This is a genomic window from Xanthomonas hyacinthi (assembly GCF_009769165.1).
Lineage (GTDB): Bacteria > Pseudomonadota > Gammaproteobacteria > Xanthomonadales > Xanthomonadaceae > Xanthomonas_A > Xanthomonas_A hyacinthi.
On record NZ_CP043476.1, the window covers coordinates 1,477,270 to 1,500,910 of the forward strand.

A 23,641-nucleotide genomic window follows, 5' to 3' on the forward strand; every position below is an offset into this window, starting at 1 on the left:
ATGGACGACGACGATCTGATCCCGCTCTCCGCCCTCCAACACTACCTGTATTGCCCGCGCCAGTGCGCGCTGATCCATGTGGAGCGGCAATGGGCGGAAAACCGGCAGACCGCCGAGGGCCGGCTATTGCACCAGCGCGCCGATGCGCCGCAGAGCGAGCGCAGGCGCGGTGCGCGCACGGTCACGGCAATGCCGCTGCTGGCGCTGGAACTGGGTATCACCGGCAAGGCCGATGTGGTCGAATTCCATCGCGACGGCGCCAGCGAATTCGCCTACCCGGTGGAATACAAACGCGGCCGGCCGAAGTCGCACCGGGCCGACGAGGTGCAGCTGTGCGCACAGGCCTTGTGCCTTGAGCACATGCTGGGCCATCCCGTCGCCGCCGGCGCCCTCTTCTACGGGCAGACGCGGCGGCGCAAGGATGTCGTCTTCGACCAGGCGCTGCGCGAACTGACCCTGCGCACCATTACCGAAACCCGCGCAATGCTGTCTTCCGGCACCACGCCGAGTGCGAGCTACGACGCGCGACGCTGCGATGCCTGTTCCCTGATCGACCTATGCCAGCCGCGACTGCTCGGCCGCGGCAGCGTCGAAAGTTGGCTGCGCCAGCAGCTCGAAACCGAGGAGCAGTGACAATGCGGCGTCAACTCAACACCCTCTACGCCACCACGGACGGCGCCTGGCTGCGCAAGGACGGGGCCAACATCGTGATGGAGGTCGAGCGCCAGGAACGCGCCCGGCTGCCCGTGCACATGCTGGAAAGCCTGGTCTGCATCGGCCGGGTCGCGGTATCGCCGCAGCTGCTGGGCTTTTGTTCCGAACAAGGCATCAGCATCTGCTACCTGACGCCGCAGGGCCGCTTCCTCGCACGCGTCGAAGGCCCGGTTTCCGGTAACGTGATGTTGCGGCGCGAACAGTACCGCCGCAGCGACGACCCTGCGCGCTGCGCCGCCGTCGTCCGCAACCTGCTGGCGGGAAAGATCCACAACCAGCGCGCGGTACTGGCCCGCGGCTGGCGCGACCACGGCGACCGACTCACCGACGTTACCGCCTTTCAGCACGCGCTCAAGCGGCTCAAACGCATCCCGCAACGCATCCTCAGCGAGACCAGCGTGGACGTGTTGCGCGGCCTGGAAGGCGAGGCCGCCCAATCCTATTTCGGCGTGTTCGACCAACTCGTACGTGCCGACGCACCGGTGCTGCGCTTCGGCGGCCGCAACCGCCGTCCCCCGCGCGACGCGTTCAATGCCCTGCTCTCCTTCCTCTATACCCTGCTCACCCACGATTGCCGTTCCGCCCTGGAAACAGTCGGCCTGGACCCGGCAGTCGGCTTCCTGCACCGCGACCGTCCCGGACGGCCAAGCCTCGCCCTGGACTTGGCCGAGGAATTCAGGCCATTGCTCGGCGAGCGCCTGGCGTTGTCGCTGATCAATCGCCGCCAGTTGAACGAACGCGACTTCCAGATCTTCGACAACGGCGCCGTCCTGCTGAAGGACGATGCCCGCAAGATCGTTCTGGTGGCCTACCAGGAACGCAAGCGCGAACAACTCCAGCACGCCTTCCTCGGCGAGAAGGTGGATATCGGCTTGCTGCCCTTCGTCCAGGCCCAGCTGCTGGCCCGCCACCTGCGCAGCGACCTGGATGGCTATCCCCCCTTTTTCTGGAAATGAAAAGGCCGCCGCGCCATGATGGTTCTGGTCAGCTACGATGTCAGCACGAGTTCCCCCGGCGGTGAAAAGCGACTGCGCAAAGTTGCCAAAGCCTGCCGCGATCTCGGCCAACGCGTGCAATTCTCGGTCTTCGAAATCGAAGTCGAACCTGCGCAATGGGCCGCATTGCGGCAGCGCCTATGCGACCTGATCGATCCCGCCGTCGACAGTCTTCGCTTCTATCAGCTCGGTGCGAAATGGGAAGCCCGTGTAGAGCACGTCGGCGCCAAGCCCAGCCTGGATCTCAAAGGCCCGCTGATCTTCTGACGCGAACCGCAAGCGACCGGGAAAAGCCCGGCAGGTTCGCGGAATTCCACAAACCATTGATTAAAAAGAAAAATATTTCAGAGCACCCGCTAACTGCAAGTAGGCGGCAACTGAATTCGATTGTGCCTCTTAAGGTTCCGCACAAGTGCGGACTTTTTCCCAATGCCCATCAGCGCTTATGCTCAGGGGGGTCGCGTCCTCACGGGCGCGTGGATTGAAACATGAACGCGAGATCCGGCCAGGCGAGAGGCTGAAGGTCGCGTCCTCACGGGCGCGTGGATTGAAACCGGGGTGGTTGCCCATGGATGCCTGCGTCTGGATTGTCGCGTCCTCACGGGCGCGTGGATTGAAACGTTAGCTACTGCTCGGACTACCCTGAGTGGAATCGTCGCGTCCTCACGGGCGCGTGGATTGAAACAACATCGCGTTTAGCGACGGCACTACCGACCCGAGTCGCGTCCTCACGGGCGCGTGGATTGAAACCGCTGCTGAAAGATGGGTCATCCGGCTTGCGTGAGTCGCGTCCTCACGGGCGCGTGGATTGAAACGAGGCCAGCACGGAGTTTGCGGAGCTGGCTGAGGGTCGCGTCCTCACGGGCGCGTGGATTGAAACGCAAGCTGCATTATCCCGCTGACGGCCGGGCAAGCGTCGCGTCCTCACGGGCGCGTGGATTGAAACTTGCGGAAGAACTTGGCGGCGTCGCCGGCCGTGTGGTCGCGTCCTCACGGGCGCGTGGATTGAAACTCGTTGTATTGCTTGCCGTAGGCGCGCAGCGCCTCGTCGCGTCCTCACGGGCGCGTGGATTGAAACTGCAGGTCGTAGGTTCTCGCATCGCCCTGGTGGGTCGCGTCCTCACGGGCGCGTGGATTGAAACCAACGCAGCGGCAGTGCCCAGTTGCCTGGGGAAGTGTCGCGTCCTCACGGGCGCGTGGATTGAAACAACTTGCGATGAACAATCACCTGTCCACCGAGCAGGTCGCGTCCTCACGGGCGCGTGGATTGAAACAAGGCACTCGGTGTTGCGACAAGACAGCGGTCCCGTCGCGTCCTCACGGGCGCGTGGATTGAAACCCCGTGGGTCTGATCGAACGGTTCCTACGCCTGTGTCGCGTCCTCACGGGCGCGTGGATTGAAACGTTGATGGCCTGAAAGTCGGCGACACCTACGAGCGTCGCGTCCTCACGGGCGCGTGGATTGAAACCTGATGATCCACAACGCATGGGTGATGGCTGTCGGGGTCGCGTCCTCACGGGCGCGTGGATTGAAACTTGACCGGCGCGTTCCGTCTCGGTGCCCAGGTGTGTCGCGTCCTCACGGGCGCGTGGATTGAAACCCAAGCTGGCTGTTCACCGGCTCGTCGAAGATGGTCGCGTCCTCACGGGCGCGTGGATTGAAACGGTGGCTATGCACCAGCGCAAGCACGTCGCCAAGAGTCGCGTCCTCACGGGCGCGTGGATTGAAACTATGGACCCGCGTCCAGTTTTCCGCCGCCCCTGGGGTCGCGTCCTCACGGGCGCGTGGATTGAAACAACTGCCCCTGGCCCCAATCAGTAGTCCCGCCGCGTCGCGTCCTCACGGGCGCGTGGATTGAAACGGTTTCAGCGATTCAGGCCTGGCACACGGCCAGGTCGCGTCCTCACGGGCGCGTGGATTGAAACGCGCCAAGAACGTCGCCCAGCAGCAGCCGCCCAAGGTCGCGTCCTCACGGGCGCGTGGATTGAAACTGCTTGAGGATGCTGGGATCAATTCGGCATTCCGCGTCGCGTCCTCACGGGCGCGTGGATTGAAACTGGATCGAGCACGGGCTGAACGAGCTGGCCGACGTCGCGTCCTCACGGGCGCGTGGATTGAAACGTCGTACGCAAGCGATGCCCCGCCAAGCCATGGGTGTCGCGTCCTCACGGGCGCGTGGATTGAAACATCCATGGCGACGCGATCCTCTCGGCGCACCAGGGTCGCGTCCTCACGGGCGCGTGGATTGAAACCCGAAGGACATGTTGAGGATCCGTGCGCCCTGAGCGTCGCGTCCTCACGGGCGCGTGGATTGAAACCTGACGATTCGTGAGCGGCTGCTGCACTGGCTGGTCGCGTCCTCACGGGCGCGTGGATTGAAACCGGTAATTGATCCTTGCGGCGTCGTACTCGTGATCGTCGCGTCCTCACGGGCGCGTGGATTGAAACCTCCTGCAGGAGAGCGCTTCTCGGAAACCTCTGGTCGCGTCCTCACGGGCGCGTGGATTGAAACTTCAGCATGCCGCCCATCGGCCCGGCCGCGGTCTCGTCGCGTCCTCACGGGCGCGTGGATTGAAACTTTTTCGGCGTGCAGGAGGGGGTTATGGGTTACTGTCGCGTCCTCACGGGCGCGTGGATTGAAACTGGTATTGGTCGCGCTGGTCGAAAGTGGCCTGCCGGGTCGCGTCCTCACGGGCGCGTGGATTGAAACAAGGAGGCAGGCTTTCTCTGCCAGCCTCCCCAAGTCGCGTCCTCACGGGCGCGTGGATTGAAACATGCTGCCGGTTACAGTCTGCGCATTAGCGTTCAGTCGCGTCCTCACGGGCGCGTGGATTGAAACGGGTTGACCTTGTTGCGCAGCACAGCGGCGGACATCGCGTCCTCAAGGACCCGCGGATTGAAGACACATCTGCAGGCAGGTGATCCCGTCGCGGGCAAACTCGCCGCCCCACCACAGCACGGGGATTGAAACACATTGTATTTGCCCACAAAAAAAGCGCAGCCTCGCGGCTGCGCCCAGCGTGCCGCGCCAGCCGGGAGAGAGACGGCTGGCGCGATCCGTGTCTGCGGCATCGCTCAGCGATGCGCGAGAGGCCTCACTTGACCTCGAATTCCTGCGGCGTTCCGGCCGGCTGGCCGTTCACGGTGACCTCGGCCTTGTACTTGCCGGCCGGCCAGCCCTTGGCGTTGGTGAAGGAAATGTTGGTGGTTTCCGCACCGGCGGTGGTCAGCGTCGCACTCTGCTCGCCAGCGGTCTGGCCGTCCTGGAACAGCAGCTTGACGCCGACACGGGTGTTGGTGGAGGAACCCTCGGTCTTCACCGAGACGATGATGCTGTCCTTGCTGGCCAGCGTGGTCAGCGGCGCCACCGTCTTGTCCGCGCCGGCGGTGTTGCCCACGGTCACCGAGGCGACCGTCACCGTGCCGGCAATGGCCGCGGCGGGCGCGGTGTGGGCGGCATCCGCCGGTCCCGGCAGCGCTTCGGTCGGTGCCGACGAGGTCGGATCCGGGGTGGCGTTCTGGTTCTGCTCCTGCTTCTTGCAACCGGCCAGCGCCAGCGTGCCGGCCAGGGCCAGCAGCAGCGGCGCGGTCAATGTCTTCGAATGGATCTTCATGAGATGGTGCTCCTTGGATGGAATGATGGATCGCGCACGTCTTTCGGCGCGGCGCGCGTCAGGCGCGGGCAGGCAGTTTCAGCGTCTGCCCCGGATAGATCTTGTCCGGGTCGTCGAGCACGTCGCGGTTGGCTTCGAAGATGCGGGTCCAGGCGTTGCCGTCGCCGTAGTGCAGCTTGGCGATCTTGGACAGCGAATCGCCCGGCTTGACCACGTAGACCTGCTCCACCTGTTCGGCGGTGCTGTCCACGTGCGCCTGCACTGCGGAGAAGTCCGCCTTCGGTGCGACCTCCGCCGTGGTGTCCACCTTGGCGGTGACTGCCGAGAAATCGGCGCGCTTGTCGCTGTTCATCGCATGTGGCTCCGTGCGTGGATGGGATGCGGCCACGGTTGCACAGGATGTGTTAACAGCGGATCGCGCAGCCGTGAACGGCGCCGATCCGATTCAGCCGGCGCGCTACTGACGCGGATCGCGGTGGAAGGCGATCGGCTCGGCCACGTCGGGCGTGGCGCGCCAGGGATTGATATCCAGGCCGCCGCGGCGGGTGTAGCGCGCCTCGACCTGCAAGGACTGCGGGCGGCAGCGGGTCAGCAGGTCGTGGAAGACCTGCTCCACGCACTGTTCGTGGAAGCCGGCGTGCTCGCGGAAGCTGATCAGGTAGCGCAGCAGGCCTTCGCGGTCGATGCGGCCGCCGCGGTAGCGCACGCACAGCGTGGCCCAGTCGGGCTGACCGGTGACCGGGCAGTTGGACTTGAGCAGTGCGCTGCTCAGCGTCTCCTCGACGATGTCGTCGGCCGCGGCGAGCAGGAACTGCGGACGCGGCGGGCCGTAGCAGTCGATGGCGATGTCCAGCGCATCCAGCGAGTCGCCTTCGCCCAGCGGATCGACCGGCGGCAGGCCGAACTCCATGGTCACGTCGGCGCCGGCGCGCGCCGACAGGTCGGTGACGATGCAGGCGCGCACCGCTTCGGCGCTGTTGAAACGCATCGCGTTGAGCGCGTTGAGGTAGAGCTTGAGCGACTTGGATTCGATCAGCTGCGGCGAGGTGCACGGCACCTGCAAGGTGGCGGTGGCCACGCAGGGCTTGCCGTGCGCGTCCAGCCAGCTCAGTTCGTAGGCATGCCAGCGGTCGAGACCGAAGAACGGCAGCGGCGCGGCGTCCAGGCCGATCTCGGCACGGCCGCCGGCGCGGGGGATCGGGAACAGCAGCGCGGGATCGTACTGCGAGGGATAGGCGACCTCGCGGCCGAGACTGGAATCCTGGGGGGTGTTCATGCGCGCCAGTCTAGCGGGCGCGGTCTGGCTGGCAGGTGTATGGGGCGGGGATTGGGGAGTCGGGAGTCGGGATTGGCAAAAGCGCACCGCGCGAGGTGCGCCTTGGCCAATCCATCCGGATCCAGAAGTGCGAGGGAGTGCGGCGCTATCTCCGCCCCGGACAACTGCTTTTACGAATCCCCAATCCCGACTCCCGAATCACCGCTTCATACCCAGATAGTCCAGCGACACCTGCAGCAGCGCGCGCAGGCCCACGTCCAGCGCCGATTCGTCCAGCAGGAACTGCGGCGAGTGGTTGCTCGGCGCGGTCGCCGGATCGATGCCGGGGCCGGTGGCGCCGACGAAGAAGAACATCGACGGCACCTGCTGCGCGTAGAACGAGAAATCTTCCGCGCCCATCTGCAGCGGCGGCTCGTAGACGTTGTCGGCGCCGACCACCGCCTGCAGGCTGGGCAGCATCTTCGCGGTCAGCGCCGGATCGTTGACCGTGGCCGGGTTGCCGTCCTGGTCGGGCACGTGCGCCTCGGCCCTGGCGCCGTGCGCGGCGGCGGTGTGCTCGGCGACGGTCTTCAGGTCGGCGAAGATCTGCTGGCGCATGCCTTCGTCGAAGGTGCGGATGGTGCCGACCATCTCCACGTCGTCGGGAATGATGTTGTAGCGGATGCCGCCCTTGATCGCGCCGAAGCTGAGCACCGCCGGCTGCCTGGAAATGTTGGCGCGGCGGCTGACCACGGTCTGCGCCGCGCCGATCAGGTCGGCGCTGGCCACGATCGGGTCGATCCCGTTCCACGGCGCCGAGCCGTGGGTCTGGCGGCCGATCACCTTGATGCTGAAGCGGTCCGAGGCGGCCATCAGCGGGCCGCCGCGCACCGCGATCTTGCCCGCCTGCACGCTGGAGAACACGTGCAGGCCGAACATCGCGTCGGGCTTGAAGTCGCGGAACAGGCCTTCCTTCAGCATCAGCGAAGCGCCGCCCTCCTCGTTGCCCGGCGCGCCCTCCTCGGCGGGCTGGAACACCAGCATCACCTCGCCCGGCAGCTGCGCGCGCATCGCCACCAGCGCTTCGGCCACGCCCAGCAGGATGCTGGTGTGGGCGTCGTGGCCGCAGGCGTGCATGACCCCGACGGTCTCGCCGCGGTACTCGCCGGTGGCCTTGGAGGCGAACGCCAGGCCGGTCTGCTCGGTCACCGGCAGCGCGTCCATGTCCGCGCGCAGGGCGATCTTCGGCCCCGGCAGCGCGCCCTTGATGATCGCCACCACGCCGTGGTGGGCGATCCCGGTCTGCGGCTTCAGGCCCAGCGCGCGCAGCCGCTCGGCGACCTTGGCCGCGGTGCGCTGCTCGCGGTTGGACAGCTCCGGGTGCTGGTGGAAGTCGCGCCGCCACTCGGCCACCTTGGGCTGCAGCCTGGACGCCGCGGCCGCCACTTCCGGGCGTTCGGCGGACTGGGCGCAGGCCAGCGCGGGGACGGCGAGCAGCATCGCGGACAGCAGACGGGACAGGCGCGGCATGGGGAATCTCCGATCGGGTTTTGCATGGCGTTCAGTCAATGTATTGCATTCGCGGCGGGCCGGCATCGATCAGCGCTCCGCCGCGGCAAAAAAACCCTTAGGAATCCGTGTCAACCGATCCGGCGCCGGTGCGTTGCCGCTACCAGCGCCAATGGCCGCAGGCGCATGTCCCCCCTCCCTTCAGTCATGGTCCAATCGCAACGCGCTGGCGATATGCTTCACCGCTTGTCGCATCAGCCACTGCGGGAGGGTCCACGACCCCGCCTCGCCACAGGAGTTCCCCCGGATGTCGCGTTTCTGGAAGATTGCGTTGCTGATCGTTGCAGCGGTGGTGGTGGTGCTGGTGGGCGCGCGCTTCCTGCGCAGCGGCAGTGGCCACGGCGGCGCGGGGACGGATGGCGATCCCGACGACGGCACGCCGATCCCGGTCACCGTGGTCGCCGCCAGCAGCCAGTCGGTGCCGATCTACGCCACCTCCACCGGCACGGTGACCGCGCTGGCCACGGTCACGGTCAACCCGCAGGTCGGCGGCCAGCTGATGCGCCTGAACTTCCGCGAAGGCCAGGAAGTGAAGAAGGGCGAGGTGCTGGCGCAGATCGACCCGCGCTCGCTGCAGGCCAGCTACGACGAGGCGGCGGCGAGCAAGCGCCAGAACCAGGCATTGCTGGCCACCGCCCGCTCCACCTTCCAGCGCTCCGATTCGCCGGCCTACCGCCAGTACGTGGCCAAGACCGACCTGGACACGCAGCGCAACCAGGTGGCGCAGTACGAGGCCGCGGTCGCCGCCAACGACGCATCGATGCGCGCGGCGCAGGTGCAGCTGCAGTACACCCGCATCCTCGCCCCGATCGACGGCATCACCGGCCTCCGCGGTGTGGACGCGGGCAACATCGTCAGCACCAGCAGCAGCATCGTCACCATCACCCGGATCCATCCGATCTACGTGATCTTCAACCTGGCCGAACGCGAACTGCAGGGCCTGCGCGAGGCGCAGGCGGCCGGACCGCTGACGGTGGCGGCGCTGGACCGCACCGACGCGCACGTGATCGCCGGCGACGGCCGGGTCGACGTGATCGACAACCAGATCAGCAGCGACACCGGCACCTTCAAGGTCCGCGCCGAGTTCCCCAATCCCGGCAACGCGCTGTGGCCGGGCCAGTTCGTCAACGTGCGGCTGACCCTGCGCACGCTGGCCAGCGGCGTGGTGGTGCCGGCCCAGGCGGTGCAGCGCGGCCCCGACGGCGATTACGTGTACGTGGTGCAGGGCGACAACACGGTCAAGATGCGGACGGTCAAGCAGGGCGTGGAAGTGGGCGATAGTCAGGCGCAGCTGGAGCAGGGCCTGAAGGCCGGCGAGCGGGTGGTCACCGAAGGCCAGTTCCGGCTCAAGCCCGGCGCCAAGGTCACCCCGCTGCAGCCGGGCGAAGCGCCGCCGCAGCCGACCGAGGCCGAATTGAAGGCGGCGGAAAGCAAGCAGCAGCGCAAGGACGGCGGCGGCGGCCGTCGCGGCGGCGGACCGCGCTGAGGCCCGGCGCGCGGCCCGGCGCCCTGCGTCCGGCCGCGCGAGCGCGCACGGCCAAGGGCCGAACGCCGCACGCCCCCAGGCACCGCGCGCGCCATCGGCGCCGCTGCAGATCGATCCGCTCCATCCCGACTTCCGAGCAAGGACACCCCTGTGGGCTTTTCGACGATCTTCATCCGCCGCCCGATCGCCACCACCTTGCTGATGGCAGGCGTGCTGCTGCTCGGCATCCTCGGCTACCGGCAGCTGCCGGTGTCGGCGCTGCCGGAGATCGACGCGCCCAGCCTGGTGGTGACCACCCAGTATCCCGGCGCCAACGCCAGCACCATGGCCTCGCTGGTGACCACGCCGCTGGAGCGGCAGCTGGGGCAGATCTCCGGGCTGCAGATGATGACCTCCGACTCGTCGGCGGGCCTGTCCACGATCATCCTGCAGTTCGCGATGGACCGCGACATCGACATCGCCGCGCAGGACGTGCAGGCGGCGATCCGCCAGTCCACCCTGCCCTCGTCGCTGCCCTACCAGCCGGTCTACAACCGGGTGAACCCGGCCGATGCGGCGATCCTCACTCTCAAGCTCAGCTCCGAGACGCTGCCGCTGCGCGAGGTCAACAACTACGCCGACTCGATCCTGGCGCAGCGCCTGTCGCAGGTGCCCGGGGTGGGCCTGGTGTCGATCGCCGGCAACGTGCGCCCGGCCGTGCGCATCCAGGTCAACCCGGCGCAGCTGTCGAACATGGGCCTGACCATGGAGGCGCTGCGCAGCGCGCTGACCGAGACCAACGTCAACGCACCGAAGGGCTCGCTCAACGGCAAGACCCAGTCCTACAGCATCGGCACCAACGACCAGCTGTCCAGCGCCGCCGACTACCGCGACACCATCATCAGCTACAAGAACGGCGCGCCGGTGCGGCTGTCGGACGTGGCGCAGGTGGTGGACGGGGTGGAGAACGACCAGCTCGCCGCCTGGGCCGACGGCAAGCCTGCGGTGCTGCTGGAGATCCGCCGCCAGCCCGGCGCCAACATCGTGCAGACGGTGGAGCAGATCCGCGCGATCCTGCCGCAGCTGCAGGCGGTGCTGCCCAGCGGCGTGCGCCTGGACGTGTTCTCCGACCGCACCGAGACCATCCGCGCCTCGGTGCACGAGGTCAAGTTCACCCTGATCCTGACCATCGTCCTGGTGGTGGCGGTGATCTTCGTGTTCCTGCGCCGGCTGTGGGCCACGATCATCCCCTCGGTGGCGGTGCCGCTGTCGCTGGCCGGCACCTTCGCGGTGATGGCCTTCGCCGGCATGTCGCTGGACAACCTGTCGCTGATGGCGCTGGTGGTGGCCACCGGCTTCGTGGTCGACGATGCGATCGTGATGATCGAGAACATCGTGCGCTACATCGAGCAGGGCAAGAGCGGGCGCGAGGCGGCGGAGATCGGCGCCAAGCAGATCGGCTTCACCGTGCTGTCGCTGACCGTGTCGCTGGTGGCGGTGTTCCTGCCGCTGATCCTGATGCCCGGCGTCACCGGCCGCCTGTTCCACGAGTTCGCCTGGGTGCTGTCGATCGCGGTGGTGATCTCGATGCTGGTGTCGCTGACGCTGACGCCGATGATGTGCGCCTACCTGCTCAAGCCCGACGCGCTGCCCGAAGGCGAGGACGCGCACGAGCGCGCGGCCGCGGCCGGCAAGACCACCGTGTGGACGCGCACCGTGGCGCTGTACGAGCGCACCCTGGACTGGGTGCTCGGGCACCAGCCGCTGACCCTGGCGATCGCGCTGGCGACGATGGTGCTGACCGTGGTGCTGTACGTGGTGATCCCCAAGGGCCTGCTGCCCGAGCAGGACACCGGGCTGATCACCGGCGTGGTCCAGGCCGACCAGAACGTGGCGTTCCCGCAGATGCAGCAGCGCACCGAAGCGGTGGCCGCGGCGCTGCGCAAGGACCCGGCGGTGACCGGGGTGGCCGCCTTCATCGGCGCCGGCTCGATGAATCCCACCCTCAACCAGGGCCAGCTGAGCATCGTGCTGAAGACCCGCACCGACCGCGACGGCCTGGACGCCGTGCTGCCGCGGCTGCAGAAGGCGGTGGCCGGGCTGCCGGGCGTGGCGTTGTCCCTGAAGCCGGTGCAGGACGTGACCCTGGACACGCGCGTGGCCGCGACCGAATACCAGTACTCGCTGTCGGACGTGGACAGCGCCGAGCTGGCGACCCAGGGCGCGCGCCTGACCGAAGCGCTGCGCAAGCGCCCGGAACTGGCCGACGTGGACAACAACCTGGCCAACCAGGGCCGCGCGCTGGAACTGACCGTCGACCGCGACAAGGCCAGCGCGCTGGGCGTGCCGATGCAGACCGTCGACGACACCTTGTACGACGCCTTCGGCCAGCGCCAGATCTCCACCATCTTCACCCAGCTCAACCAGTACCGCGTGGTGCTGGAAGTGGCGCCGCAGTTCCGCAACAGCACCGCGCTGCTGCAGCAGCTGGCGGTGGCCAGCAACGGCAGCGGCGCGCTGACCGCCAGCAACGCCACCAGCTTCGGCCAGACCACCTCCAGCAACTCGTCCACCGCCACCGGCATCGGCAACCAGAACACCGGCATCGCCGTCGGCAGCGGCGGCACCGTGCCGCTGGCCGCGCTGGCCGCGGCCAGGGTCACCACCACGCCGCTGGTGGTCAGCCACCAGCAGCAGCTACCGGCGGTGACGGTGTCGTTCAACCTGGCGCCTGGCTACTCGCTGTCGCAGGCGGTGGCGGCGATCGAGCAGACCAACGAGCAGCTGCAACTGCCGCCGCAGCTGCATGCCGAATTCATCGGCAAGGCCGCCGAATACACCGGCAGCCAGACCGACATCGTGTGGCTGCTGCTGGCCTCGGTGGTGTTGATCTACATCGTGCTCGGCGTGCTCTACGAGAGCTACATCCATCCGCTGACGATCATCTCCACGCTGCCGCCGGCCGGCGTCGGCGCGCTGCTGGCGTTGATGCTGTGCGGGCTGAGCCTGTCGGTGGACGGCATCGTCGGCATCGTGCTGCTGATCGGCATCGTCAAGAAGAACGCGATCATGATGATCGACTTCGCGATCGACGCGCGCCGCGAGGGCGCCAACGCGCACGATGCGATCCGCCGTGCCTGCCTGCTACGCTTCCGCCCGATCATGATGACCACCGCCGCGGCGATGCTCGGCGCGCTGCCGCTGGCGCTGGGCGACGGCATCGGCTCGGAACTGCGCCGGCCGCTGGGCATCGCCATCGTCGGCGGCCTGCTGCTGTCGCAGCTGGTCACCCTGTACACCACGCCGGTGATCTACCTGTACATGGAGCGCTTCTCCGAGCGCCTGCGCGCCTACCGCGAGCGCCGCGCGGCGCAGCGCGAGGCGGCAGTGGCGGCGGCGGAGCGGCCGGCGTGAGGGGCTGGGAATGGGGAATGGGGAATGGGGAATCGCGGGGCGAGTGCGGCTTAAGGTTTCCGAGAACGCGCCATGGCGTGCGCGAGCAACAAGCGCAGGGGTGCCCCGCTTTCCGATTCCCCATTCCCGATTCCCGAGTCCCGGCAAAATGAACCTCTCCGGCCCCTTCATCCGCCGCCCGATCGGCACCACGCTGCTGGCCATCGGCCTGTTCGCGATCGGCATGATGTGCTACCTGCGCCTGGGCGTGGCGGCGCTGCCGAACATCTCGATCCCGGTGATCTTCGTGCAGGCCAGCCAGGCCGGCGCCGATGCCTCGACGATGGCGTCCACGGTCACCGCGCCGCTGGAGCGGCACCTGGGCCAGATCCCCGGCATCGACACCATGCGTTCCTCCAGTTCGGAGGGGAACAGCCAGGTGTTCATGATGTTCCAGAGCGACCGCAACATCGATTCGGCGGCGCAGGACGTGCAGACCGCGATCAATTCCGCGCAGGCGGACCTGCCCTCGGGCCTGTCCACGCCGCGCTACCAGAAGGCCAATCCCAACGACGATCCGGTCATCGCCATCGCGCTGACCTCCGACACCCAATCGGCCGACGCGCTGTACAACGTCGCCGACTCGCTGCTGGCGCAGCGCTTGCGCCAGATCAGCGGCGTGGCCTCGGTCGACATCGGCGGCGCCTCCACCCCGGCGGTGCGGGTGGACGTGAACCTGCGCGCGCTCAACGCGATGGGGCTGACCCCGGACGACCTGCGCAATGCGGTGCGCGCGGCCAACGTGACCTCGCCCACCGGCTTCCTCAGCGACGGCAGCTCCACCACCGCGATCGTGGCCAACGATTCGGTGGCCAAGGCCGCCGACTTCGGCCAGGTGGTGATCTCGCAGCAGGACGGCCGCACCGTGCGCCTGCGCGACATCGCCAACGTCTACGACGGCCAGCAGGACGCCTACCAGGCGGCCTGGTTCGGCGGCAAACCGGCGGTGGTGATGTATGTGTTCACCCGCGCCGGCGCCAACATCGTGGAGACGGTGGACCGGGTCAAGGCGCAGATCCCGATGCTGCGCGGCTACCTGCAGCCGGGCACCAGGATGTCCGCCTACTTCGACCGCACGCCGACCATCCGCGCCTCGTTGAACGAGGTCCAGGCCACGCTGCTGATCAGCCTGGCGATGGTGGTGCTGACCATGGCGCTGTTCCTGCGCCGGCTGGCGCCGACGCTGATCGCCGCGGCCACCGTGCCGCTGTCGCTGGCCGGCGCGGCGCTGGCGATGTACGTCATGGGCTTCACCCTGAACAACCTGAGCCTGCTGGCGCTGGTGATCGCGATCGGCTTCGTCGTGGACGATGCGATCGTGGTGATCGAGAACATCATGCGCCACCTCGACGAAGGCATGTCGCGGCTGGACGCGGCGCTGGCCGGCGCACGCGAGATCGGCTTCACCATCGTCTCGATCACCGCCTCGCTGGTGGCGGTGTTCATCCCGATCCTGTTCGCCAGCGGCATGATCGGCGCGTTCTTCCGCGAGTTCACCGTGACCCTGGTCGCGGCGATCTGCGTCTCGGCGGTGGTCTCGCTGACCCTGACCCCGGCGCTGTGCAGCCGCTTCCTGTCCGCGCATGCCGAACCGGAGCGGCCCAGCCGTTTCGGCGCATGGCTGGAGCGCGTGCACGCCGGCATGCTGCGCGTGTACACCGTGGCGCTGGATTTCTCGTTGCGCCACGCGCTGCTGCTGGCGCTGACCCCGCTGCTGCTGATCGCCGCCACCGTGTTCCTGGCCGGCGCGGTGAAGAAGGGCTCGTTCCCGGCGCAGGACACCGGCCTGATCTGGGGCCGCGCCAGTTCCAGCGCCACCGTGTCCTTCGCCGACATGGTCAAGCGCCAGCGCCGCATCACCGACATGCTGATGGCCGATCCGGCGGTGAAGATCGTCGGCGCGCGCCTGGGCAGCAGCCGCCAGGGCTCCAGCGCCAGCTTCAACATCGAGCTCAAGCGCCGCGACGAGGGCCGCACCGAGACCACCGCGGAAGTGCTGACCCGGCTCAGCGCCAAGGCCGACCGCTACCCGGACCTGCAACTGCGCCTGCGCGCGATCCAGGATCTGCCCAGCGACGGCGGCGGCGGCACCAGCCAGGGCGCGCAGTACCGCGTCTCGCTGCAGGGCAACGACAACGCGAGCCTGCAGGAATGGCTGCCCAAGCTGCAGGCGGCGCTGAAACAGAACCCGAAGCTGCGCGACGTCGGCACCGACGTGGACACCGCCGGCCTGCGCCAGAACATCGTCATCGATCGCGCCCAGGCCGCGCGCCTGGGCGTGTCGATCGGCGCGATCGACGGGGCGCTGTACGGTGCGTTCGGCCAGCGCCAGATCTCCACGATCTATTCGGACCTCAACCAGTACAGCGTGGTGGTCAACGCGCTGCCCGAGCAGACCGCCACGCCGGCGGCGCTGGACCGGATCTACGTGCCCACGCGCAGCGGCGCGATGGTGCCGCTGACCGCGGTGGCGCACCAGGTGCCGGGCCTGGCGCCGCCGCAGATCACCCATCAGAACCAGTACACGACGATGGACCTGAGCTACAACCTGGCGCCCGGGGTGAGCACCGGCGAAGGCGACGCGATCATCGCCGCCACCGTCGCCGGCCTGCGCATGCCCGGCGACATCCGCATCGCCGACGGCGGCGGCTTCGGCGTGGCGCTGCAGCCGAACTCGATGCTGATCCTGGTGCTGGCGGCGATCGTGGTGGTCTACATCGTGCTGGGCATGCTGTACGAGAGCCTGGTGCACCCGGTGACGATCCTGTCCACGCTGCCGGCCGCGGGCATGGGCGCGCTGCTGGCGCTGTGGGTCACCAACACCGAGCTGTCGGTGATCTCGATGATCGCGCTGGTGCTGCTGATCGGCATCGTCAAGAAGAACGCGATCATGATGATCGACTTCGCGCTGGTCGCCGAGCGCCAGCACGGCAAGTCGCCGCTGGAGGCGGTGCGCGAAGCCTGCGTGGTGCGCTTCCGCCCGATCATGATGACCACGATGGTGGCGATCCTGGCGGCGGTGCCGCTGGCGGTGGGGTTGGGCGAAGGCTCGGAGCTGCGCCGCCCGCTGGGCATCGCGATGATCGGTGGGCTGCTGATCTCGCAGAGCCTGACCCTGCTCAGCACCCCGGCGCTGTACGTGATCTTCTCGTGCCTGCGCGAGCGCTGGCGCGCGCGGCGGGCACGCCGGCGGGCACCGCGCAGCACGGCGCCAGGTGCCGGCCGGATGCACCTGCGATGAGCTAGCGCGAACTGAAACCTGCGGTGCAGCCGGTCGCTTTGCAGCGGCCGCAGGCGTCGGTCCGTTCAAGCGCTTCTTCGGTCGTTCCGCGTTGCCCTCGCGCCGCCAGGGTTCGATCGCGGCATCGGGCGTGTTGCACTTGCAAATTAAGTCCAAGCCGCTTCGGACCCGGAATCGTTTATTCCGTCATCGCACGCCTCCCGGAACAGCGTAATGGTCTACTGGCGCCTACACTCGGCCATAAAGGAAAGAACGATCGGCAATCTATGTGCAAGCGGCATCAGACACGGTGATGCGCCCGCAGCCTACGATGATCGCGCGTACGCGACCCCGCCCCGACAAGCGCAAGCAACGCCCGTCCCCACACCGGGGCAATCGCCTCTGCACGGACTAGCTAATCGCCCAGTGCGGTCGCCTGCGCCGGCAAGACGAGCGATGCAAACGAACTCCGTGGAGCAGCAGATGCTGATTCAGCATATCGAGAGAAACCTGATCCCGCAGGCTGAGCTGCTGTCACGCCAAGTTCTTAGCAATCACGGGCTCATCTATCATGTACCTGATGCAGCAGATCTGCTAACGCAGATGCGTGGCCGCCTGGCCGGTGCTAACACATACGGGGCGGACGACTTTCAGCGCCGTCTGAACCAGCTTCAGCGTCGTATCAACCGTTCCTCCACCCAACATCCCGGGATCACTCAGCCGGCAGCGCAGACCAGGCCACAAGCACAGCTCGCTCGCGCCGGAGTGCAGGGGTCAAGCGGAGGAGCCGCTGGCGTCGACCTGGACGTCCTGACTGAAGCCTCGAGCATGGTGACGGGCCTTGATACTGATTGTTCCGTAGAGGTGAATAATGCAGTAATGGTACAGATCAATAAAGCGCTTAAAAACCTCGCTAATGGCGAGCGCGTGCATCCGAAGGTCGCTGAAGTTGCCAGCAAGGCAAACGACGCCAGGACTTTGGTCAATACACTGATAGCGCTGGCAAAGGAAAATCCGTCTGCCATGCCATTTCAATAATCCTGCTGCCGACCGGCGATCTGTTTCCGATCCCGGTCGGCGTCAAGGCGATCAACGCTCCGACGCTACGCCACCGAAGCTGCGCCCCTTCTCCCGGCGGGAGCAGAGGGCCGGCGAGTCCGCCAATCCGCGCCCGTCCCCTCGCGCCCCTCTCCCGATCGGAGCGGGGCGTGTGACGGCTCAACCCTGCAGTGCCTGCAGCGAGGCGCGCTCGATGCCGGCATAGAGTGCGAATTCGTCGTGCACCGCCGCCCCCAGCGCCTGCTCGAACGCGGCGCGGTTGGCGTGCGCGGCGTAGGCGCGTTGTTCGCCGCCACCGAGGTTGGACTGGAAGATGCCCGCGGCGCTGACCGGCAGGAAGTCCTCGTAGACGATCGGGTCGGCGCTGGCCAGGCCGTCGGCGATCAGCGACTCGGTGGGCCTGCCGGCCAAGGCCGCGGTGCCGGCCGCGCGGCCGGCATCGGTCAATGCGTAGCGGAAATAGCCCAGGCCTTCGCGGCGCAGCGTGGCGTAGTCGTCGGGGAACTCGGCGAAGGCGGCCTGCAGGCGCGCCGCGTAGTCGCCGCCGGCGCTGCCGTCGGCGGCACGTGCGCGCTCCAGCAGTGCGTCGTACAGCGCGCGGCCCTTCGCGGTCAGGGCCAGGCCGCGCTGCTCGATCTCGCCGAAGCGCGCGGTGTGGGTGCCGGCCTCGGCGGCGCCGACGCCGGCCGGGAAGCGCACCGTTTCCTGCAGCGCCTTGAAGCTGGTCTGGCGCAGCAGGATCGGGCAGCGCCGCGGCGGCGGGCCTTCGATCACCGCCTTGGCGTCGATGCCCCGGCGCAGCATCTGCGCCTGCGCCGCGTCGATGTCCAGCGTGCGCGGGGTCAGGTGGTTGATGTGCGGGCCATGGAAACTGACCACGTCGGCGATCAGCTTGTGCGCCTCGCTCAGCGCGCGGTAGGTCGGCAGCGTCACGGTCGCGTCGCCGTGCCAGCGGAAGGTCTCCAGCGCCTCGGCGACGAAGCGCTGCGCGTCGGCCTCGCCCAGGCCGCCGTCGCGCTCGCCGCGTTCGATCAGCGCCAGCGCGCCGTCGGTGAAGATGCGCCGCTGCGCGAGGATCTGCGCCGCCTGCGCGCGCAGCGCCGGGTCTTCGATCAGTTCCAGCCGCAGCAGCGAGGTGAACACCCGGAACGGATTGCGCGCCAGCGCCGCCGCGTCGAGCGGGCGGAACGCGGTGGAATGCACCGGCACGCCGGCCACCGACAGGTCGTAGTAGCCGACCGGATGCATGCCCATCACCGCGAACAGCCGGCGCAGCGTGGCCAGTTCCTCGGCGCTGCCGACGCGGATCGCGCCATGCCGCTCCTGCTCCAGCCGCGCGCACTCGCCGTTGCGCTGCAGCTGCGCGTCCAGCGCCGGAGCGGCGGCCAGGGTCGCCGCGTTGACCTGCGCCACCAGCTCCATCAGCGTGCCGTACAGCGGCACCTCGGTGCGGTACATGTCGGACATGGCCTGCGCGAACAGGCTGCGGATGGCATCGGGCGAAACGAAGGCAGTGGTCATCGGGGGATCCGGAGCGGCAGGAGTGCCGGGCACCAGGTCCGGCAGAACGCCTATTCTCGCGCCGCGGCGGCGGCGCGGCCAGTCGCGCGGTTGCAGCGCAGCCAGGAACTCGCCGGGTGGCTGGGCAATGCGGGCATGTGAACGGAGGCTCCCCATCAGCCGCGAACCGCCGACCGCGCGCCCGGCGCGGCACCGGCCGCGCCTATTGCGCAGCCGCCTGCTCGCGCTGCGCGCGATCGCCGAGCTGGCGGCGCAACAGCGCATCCAGCACGATCGGGCGATCCCAGTGGTCGTAGCTGGCGACGATGGCGTGGCGCAGCGCACGGTAGGTGAGCGAACCCGGCTCGACCTGCAGCGCGTTCGCCACGTCCGCCCAGCGTGCGGTCGCGCCGGCTGCCGCGCGCGCGCGCACCACCTCGCGGTACGGCAGCGCTGCCGCCTTGGCCAGGAAGCAGGCGGCATAGACGTCGCGCGGCGCCCAGCGGCGCTCGCGCAGCAATGCCTCGGCGTAGCCGCGCGGCAGCTGCGCGTAGCGCGCCACTTCGTCGAGGAAGCTGTCCGGGTAGCGCGCGGCGTAGCGGTCGATGTCCAGCAGCTGGCGGTCGACCCAGGCATCGCCGCTGCCGGGTGCCGCGGCAGCCTCTGCGCTGGCGCCCGGCGCAGGCGCATCCTGCGCCACCGCCGTGCCCGCCAGGCATAGCGCCAGCGGCAGGATCAGACAGGCGCAGCGCAGGCGGGTCGGCATGCCTCGATTCTGCCGGATGCCGGCACCGCTGTCAGGCGCGGCCGACGGCGGCCGCTGATGTCACACGAAGATCGGCGCGGCGCCGCCGACCGCCTTGATGCACGCGCCGGCCGACGCACGGCGCAATGCCGATGCAGACCCCGGCCCGCCGCGTGCGCGCCACTGCGGGCAACACCGCGTGCCTGGCCGACAGCGCACCAGGTGCGGGCGCCTTCCGTCCTAGGCCGACAGCTCTTACGCCGACGGCACCGGGCCTTGGGTGGCCGCATGCCGGTCCAGCTCGGCCACCGCCTGCGGCCAGTCCGCGGCCATGGCCACCTCGCGCAGGCGCGGTTCGTCGGCGGACAGGCCATGCTCGGCCTCGTGCGCCCAGGTGGTGGCATACGGCGTGTGGATACCCCAGCCGCCGAGCGCGATCACCGGCTCCACGTCCGAGCGCAGCGAATTGCCGATCATCACGAAGCGCTCGGCGCCGATGCCGAATTCGGCCAGCACCTTGGCGTAGGTCCGCGGATCCTTCTCCGACACGATCTCGATGCGCGGGAACAGCGCGCCGAGCCCGGACTGCGCGATCTTCGCCTCCTGGTGGAACAGGTCGCCCTTGGTGATCAGCACCACGTCGAATTCAGCGGCGATCGCGGCCACCGCCTCGCGCACGCCGGCGATCACCTCCACCGGATGCTGCAGCGTGGCGCGGCCGATCTCGACGATGCGCTGCAGGTCGCGCGCGGAAATGCGTGCCTCGGTCAGTTCGATCGCCGCCTCGATCATCGACAGGGTCATGCCCTTGGCGCCGTAACCGAACACCTTCAGGTTGCGCCGCTCCACCGCCAGCAGATGCTGCAGCGTGCCGGCGTCGCGCAGGTCCAGGTACTGGCCGAGGATGGCCTCGAACGCGGCTTCGGCGTCACGGTAGTAGTCCTCGCTTTTCCACAAGGTATCGTCGCCGTCGAAGCCGACCAGAGCGATGGCGGAGGAGCGCAGAGCGGTAGGCGTAGGCATCGCGCAAGCATAGCAGCGCGGCTTATTGCGCTGCAGGGTCCCCGGGGCCGGGTTGGTAATGCGCGTACTCCTGGCGCGACAGCACGCCGTCGGCATCGGCATCGAACGTGTCGAAGGTTTCGCGCAGGACCGGGTCCGCCGCGGCTTCGGCGCGGCCGATACGGCCGTCGCGGTCCAGGTCCAACGCGGCGAAGCTGCGCGCGCCTGCCGCGGCGCCGGCATCGCTGGCGGGCGCCGCCGGCACCGGCAAGGTCGATGCCGGCGGCGCAGGCAACGGCGGCAGCGCCGTCGGCGCCGGGGTAGGCGCGGGCGTCGGCATGGGCTGCGGCAATGTGGGCGCAGTCGGGTCCTGCTGCGCGGCGGCCAGACCCGACGCGGCGAGACCGGTCAGCAGCGGCACCAGGCACAGGCATAGCGAGCGGCGGGAAAGGGCCATGGCAGCCTCGTCGATCGGCGGACCGCTACCCTACACCGTGCGCCGTCGCCGGCGGCCGTGCTCGTGTCGTGTTCTTTGGTGAAGCGCACGTGGCAGAAGGGCGGCACCAAGCCGCCCTTCCTTGCCCACGTATCGCATTCGATTCAGCGCGGGACTGCTTTGTGGCGGTCCCGCTCAGGAGCCGACGCGCGCTCGTCCACACGCGCATCAGCTGTCGCGATCGGCCTGCTGCTGCGTTACTGGCCGTTGCTGCCGGCCGCACCGCCCTGCTGCTTGGCCACATACGCCTTGTATTCGTCCGGCGTCAACTTGCCGTTGTGATCGGCATCGGCCTGCGCAAAGATCTGGCTGAGGCCTGCGTTGACCTGCGCCTCCTGCTTGCTGATGGCGCCATCGCCATCGGTGTCGACATCCGCCCAGGTCTGGCCGCCGCCCGACGCGCTCGACTGCGCAGGCTGGCCGGTCGCACTGGTGGGCGACTGCGCCTGGGTCGCGGCATCGCTCTGCGCGTCCTGGGCGAAGGCCGGCAACGCCAGCGCGGCGGCGAGAATGGCGGCGGTACCGATCAGCGGGGTGCGGTTGCGAATCTTCATGGGTGGTCTCCTATGCTCTCTCGGTTGTGGCATGCCCGGTCGAATCCGGTGCATGGCCACACCCTGCCGGTACCAGGCTGAATCCATTCCCCTGCGAAAAAGCGCACGCAACGCCAGGTTAACCACCACAGCGAAAACACGCGCTACCGCCCTGGTTAGCACCCGGTGAGCATGCGGTAAGGCCTTCGTTCGAGGTGTTCGGAACTTGGAAAAAAAGCGTGTGTTTCACCCGATTTCGCGGTCGCCGCCGCCGGAGTTTTCGCTTGAACGCGAACTGAACGCGATCCACCCGGCGGCCACGCCAGCAAGCGCGCCGGCCACTTCCAGCACCACCCGCGCGCCCAGTTCGTTCGGATCGTGGATGCTGGCCAGCGCCAAGCGCGCGTACAACGGCGATTCCAGGCGCACGATGCCGGTGTAGAACAGGTTCCAGCAATCGATCCCGGCGGACACGGCGACCGCGATCAGGCACGACCAGCCCAGCGTATGGCCTTCCGACCACTGCAGCCAGCGGCACAGGCGATGCCACAGCGCATAGATCAGGAACCCGACCGCGAGCGCGATCAGCCCGGCTTCGAGCGAGCCCAGCAGGCCGAAGTGCAGCGGCAGGTTCATTGCGGTGCTTCCTGTGGTCGAGGAGAGCGCCAGTCTAGGGGGTGCGGCTGGCCGCGTGTGCGTACCCTTGCTTTGCAATCCAGGCAGCGTGTGGGTGCATGGTCGCGGCAGGTTCTATCGGTAGCGCCTGTGACGATGGATGGCCCGCGGCCACCTGGCATCTCTCCCACAAACGTTTCGCCGCCGCCAGCCCAGCTGCCGAAACGCGCTAGCCATCGTTCTCGGCACTGGCGCTCACCACCGGTTCGCCGTCCTCATCCCAGCCCACCGTTACCCGCATTGGTCGGCAGCAGACCTGGCAATCCTCCACGTACTGCTGCGCCTCGACCGACGGGTCCAGCGCCAGGTCGATCCATTCGCCGCAATATGGACACTGCAGGACGGTGAAAATGTGTATGCCGCTCATGATCTGCGCCTGTCGATGCGAGACGGAAAGCCTAGCGTACCGGTACGTCGTAAGCGGTGCCGGGGCTGGGTTCGGGCTGGAAGGTGTAGTGCCACCATTCCAGCGGATAGTTGGCGAAGCCCTGCGCCGCCATCGCGCGCAAAAGCTGCTGGCGGTTTGCGCGCTGGGCAGCCTCGATGCCTGGCGCATCGGTATGCGCAGCCGGGTCGAAGAAGTCGAAGCCGGTGCCCATGTCCAGCGGCGTGCAATGGCCACTGCGGCAGTCGAGCAGGCCCAGGTCGACGGTGGCGCCGCGGCTGTGGCCGGAGGTCTCGGCGATGTAGTCGCCGAGCAGCACGCGCTTGTCCAGGTGCGGGTAGTAGCGCGCCTTGGCAGTCTGGTCGTTGAGATCGCCTGCCCAGGCGACGAAGGCGCGTACCGAGCGCTGCGGCCGGTAGCAGTCGAATACCTGCAGGCGGTAACCCTCGGCGCGCAGCGCGTGCTGCACGCGCGCCAGCGCCTGCGCGACCGGGGCCAGCAAATAGCACTTCGGCGCCTCGTAGCCGGGCACCGGGCGGCCGGTGAAGTTGTCGTGGCCGGCGTAGCGGATGTCCAGCGCGATCTCCGGCGCGACCTCGTGCACGTCCACCAGTCCGGCTTGCGCAGGCGTGGTCGCCGGCGACAGCACCGGGGCGATCGCCGCACTCGCCGCGCCGCTTGCCATGGCGACGGCGCATGCGCCGAGCAAGGCGAACACGGCCCGTTGCGCAGGCGGCGCCAGGCGCATGCGACACGGCACGGAATGCGGAGCGGCGCAGGCGATAGGCGGCATTTGCGCAGCATAGGCCATCGCGGTGCAGGGCGGACTGCAGGCACCGTTGGATTCAGGAGGGACGCGCGCCAGTCGACGTCGGCTGGCACGCGGACACTCGTCAGCAGACAACAATCGTCGGTAAGCGTCCGGTGACATCACCTGTACTGGCTGCACGCGTGGCGCTG

General features: G+C 68.2%; 19 protein-coding genes and 1 CRISPR repeat array. Of the genes, 7 read left to right on the forward strand and 12 right to left on the reverse strand.

Annotation, left to right across the window (positions count from 1 at the left end; translation table 11 throughout):
• The 3 genes from cas4 to cas2 are packed head-to-tail and all read left to right on the forward strand — an operon-like array spanning position 1 to position 1,976.
• Positions 1–633 carry a CRISPR-associated protein Cas4 gene (gene cas4, locus FZ025_RS06690; protein WP_046977472.1) on the forward strand — a complete coding sequence of 211 codons (633 nt, stop codon included), beginning with the start codon at positions 1–3 and terminating at the stop codon, positions 631–633.
• A gap of 2 nt (positions 634–635) precedes the next feature.
• Complete coding sequence (cas1c, locus tag FZ025_RS06695) at positions 636–1,670, forward strand: type I-C CRISPR-associated endonuclease Cas1c (protein ID WP_046977471.1); 1,035 nt, start codon at positions 636–638, stop codon at positions 1,668–1,670.
• Between the two features lie 15 nt (positions 1,671–1,685).
• Entirely contained in the window at positions 1,686–1,976 is a 291-nt protein-coding gene (gene cas2 / locus FZ025_RS06700) for a CRISPR-associated endonuclease Cas2 (RefSeq protein WP_046977470.1), read from the forward strand.
• Positions 1,977–2,166: 190 nt separating this feature from the next.
• Positions 2,167–4,549: direct repeats of the CRISPR family, unit length 31 nt; unit sequence GTCGCGTCCTCACGGGCGCGTGGATTGAAAC.
• A gap of 256 nt (positions 4,550–4,805) precedes the next feature.
• On the opposite strand, the gene FZ025_RS06705 is transcribed toward cas2, so the two are convergent.
• From FZ025_RS06705 to FZ025_RS06720, 4 genes are all read right to left on the reverse strand, one after another.
• On the reverse strand, positions 4,806–5,324 hold the full coding sequence (locus FZ025_RS06705) for a hypothetical protein (protein ID WP_046981352.1): 519 nt from the start codon (positions 5,322–5,324) through the stop codon (positions 4,806–4,808).
• A gap of 58 nt (positions 5,325–5,382) precedes the next feature.
• Entirely contained in the window at positions 5,383–5,676 is a 294-nt protein-coding gene (locus FZ025_RS06710) for a LysM peptidoglycan-binding domain-containing protein (protein WP_046981353.1), read from the reverse strand.
• Between the two features lie 105 nt (positions 5,677–5,781).
• Positions 5,782–6,600: an NADPH-dependent 7-cyano-7-deazaguanine reductase QueF gene (gene queF / locus FZ025_RS06715; protein WP_046981354.1), complete on the reverse strand. Its 819-nt coding sequence runs from the start codon at positions 6,598–6,600 to the stop codon at positions 5,782–5,784.
• A gap of 198 nt (positions 6,601–6,798) precedes the next feature.
• Complete coding sequence (locus tag FZ025_RS06720) at positions 6,799–8,109, reverse strand: M20 family metallopeptidase (RefSeq protein ID WP_046981355.1); 1,311 nt, start codon at positions 8,107–8,109, stop codon at positions 6,799–6,801.
• Between the two features lie 286 nt (positions 8,110–8,395).
• Here FZ025_RS06720 and FZ025_RS06725 point away from each other — a divergent pair, with 286 nt between their 5' ends.
• The 4 genes from FZ025_RS06725 to FZ025_RS06740 all read left to right on the forward strand — a co-directional run bounded on the left by FZ025_RS06725 (position 8,396) and on the right by FZ025_RS06740 (position 17,324).
• Positions 8,396–9,634, forward strand: coding sequence for an efflux RND transporter periplasmic adaptor subunit (locus FZ025_RS06725; RefSeq protein ID WP_046981356.1), 1,239 nt, complete (start codon positions 8,396–8,398; stop codon positions 9,632–9,634).
• 150 nt (positions 9,635–9,784) lie between these two features.
• Positions 9,785–13,027 (forward strand): efflux RND transporter permease subunit, encoded by a 3,243-nt coding sequence (locus tag FZ025_RS06730; protein ID WP_104558538.1) that lies wholly within the window; start codon positions 9,785–9,787, stop codon positions 13,025–13,027.
• A 148-nt stretch (positions 13,028–13,175) separates the two neighbouring features.
• Positions 13,176–16,307: an efflux RND transporter permease subunit gene (locus FZ025_RS06735; RefSeq protein WP_104558537.1), complete on the forward strand. Its 3,132-nt coding sequence runs from the start codon at positions 13,176–13,178 to the stop codon at positions 16,305–16,307.
• 435 nt (positions 16,308–16,742) lie between these two features.
• Positions 16,743–17,324 carry a hypothetical protein gene (locus tag FZ025_RS06740; RefSeq protein WP_046979952.1) on the forward strand — a complete coding sequence of 194 codons (582 nt, stop codon included), beginning with the start codon at positions 16,743–16,745 and terminating at the stop codon, positions 17,322–17,324.
• Between the two features lie 180 nt (positions 17,325–17,504).
• On the opposite strand, the gene hglS is transcribed toward FZ025_RS06740, so the two are convergent.
• The 8 genes from hglS to FZ025_RS06780 form a co-directional block, all read right to left on the reverse strand.
• Positions 17,505–18,866, reverse strand: coding sequence for a 2-oxoadipate dioxygenase/decarboxylase HglS (hglS, locus tag FZ025_RS06745; RefSeq protein WP_104558536.1), 1,362 nt, complete (start codon positions 18,864–18,866; stop codon positions 17,505–17,507).
• Positions 18,867–19,068: 202 nt separating this feature from the next.
• Positions 19,069–19,611, reverse strand: a complete 543-nt coding sequence (locus FZ025_RS06750; RefSeq protein ID WP_046979954.1) for a hypothetical protein — start codon at positions 19,609–19,611, stop codon at positions 19,069–19,071.
• A 234-nt stretch (positions 19,612–19,845) separates the two neighbouring features.
• Positions 19,846–20,613 carry an HAD family hydrolase gene (locus FZ025_RS06755; protein WP_046979955.1) on the reverse strand — a complete coding sequence of 256 codons (768 nt, stop codon included), beginning with the start codon at positions 20,611–20,613 and terminating at the stop codon, positions 19,846–19,848.
• 22 nt (positions 20,614–20,635) lie between these two features.
• On the reverse strand, positions 20,636–20,932 hold the full coding sequence (locus FZ025_RS06760; protein WP_104558550.1) for an EF-hand domain-containing protein: 297 nt from the start codon (positions 20,930–20,932) through the stop codon (positions 20,636–20,638).
• A 353-nt stretch (positions 20,933–21,285) separates the two neighbouring features.
• The gene (locus FZ025_RS06765; protein ID WP_046979956.1) at positions 21,286–21,642 is read right to left on the reverse strand and encodes an EF-hand domain-containing protein; all 357 of its coding nucleotides are present in this window, start codon (positions 21,640–21,642) and stop codon (positions 21,286–21,288) included.
• A 225-nt stretch (positions 21,643–21,867) separates the two neighbouring features.
• Entirely contained in the window at positions 21,868–22,257 is a 390-nt protein-coding gene (locus tag FZ025_RS06770; RefSeq protein WP_046979957.1) for a hypothetical protein, read from the reverse strand.
• A 208-nt stretch (positions 22,258–22,465) separates the two neighbouring features.
• Entirely contained in the window at positions 22,466–22,663 is a 198-nt protein-coding gene (locus FZ025_RS06775) for a CPXCG motif-containing cysteine-rich protein (protein ID WP_046979958.1), read from the reverse strand.
• 31 nt (positions 22,664–22,694) lie between these two features.
• A complete protein-coding gene (locus FZ025_RS06780; RefSeq protein WP_104558549.1) occupies positions 22,695–23,366 on the reverse strand; it encodes a M15 family metallopeptidase in 672 nt (223 codons plus the stop codon).
• Positions 23,367–23,641 lie beyond the last annotated feature (275 nt).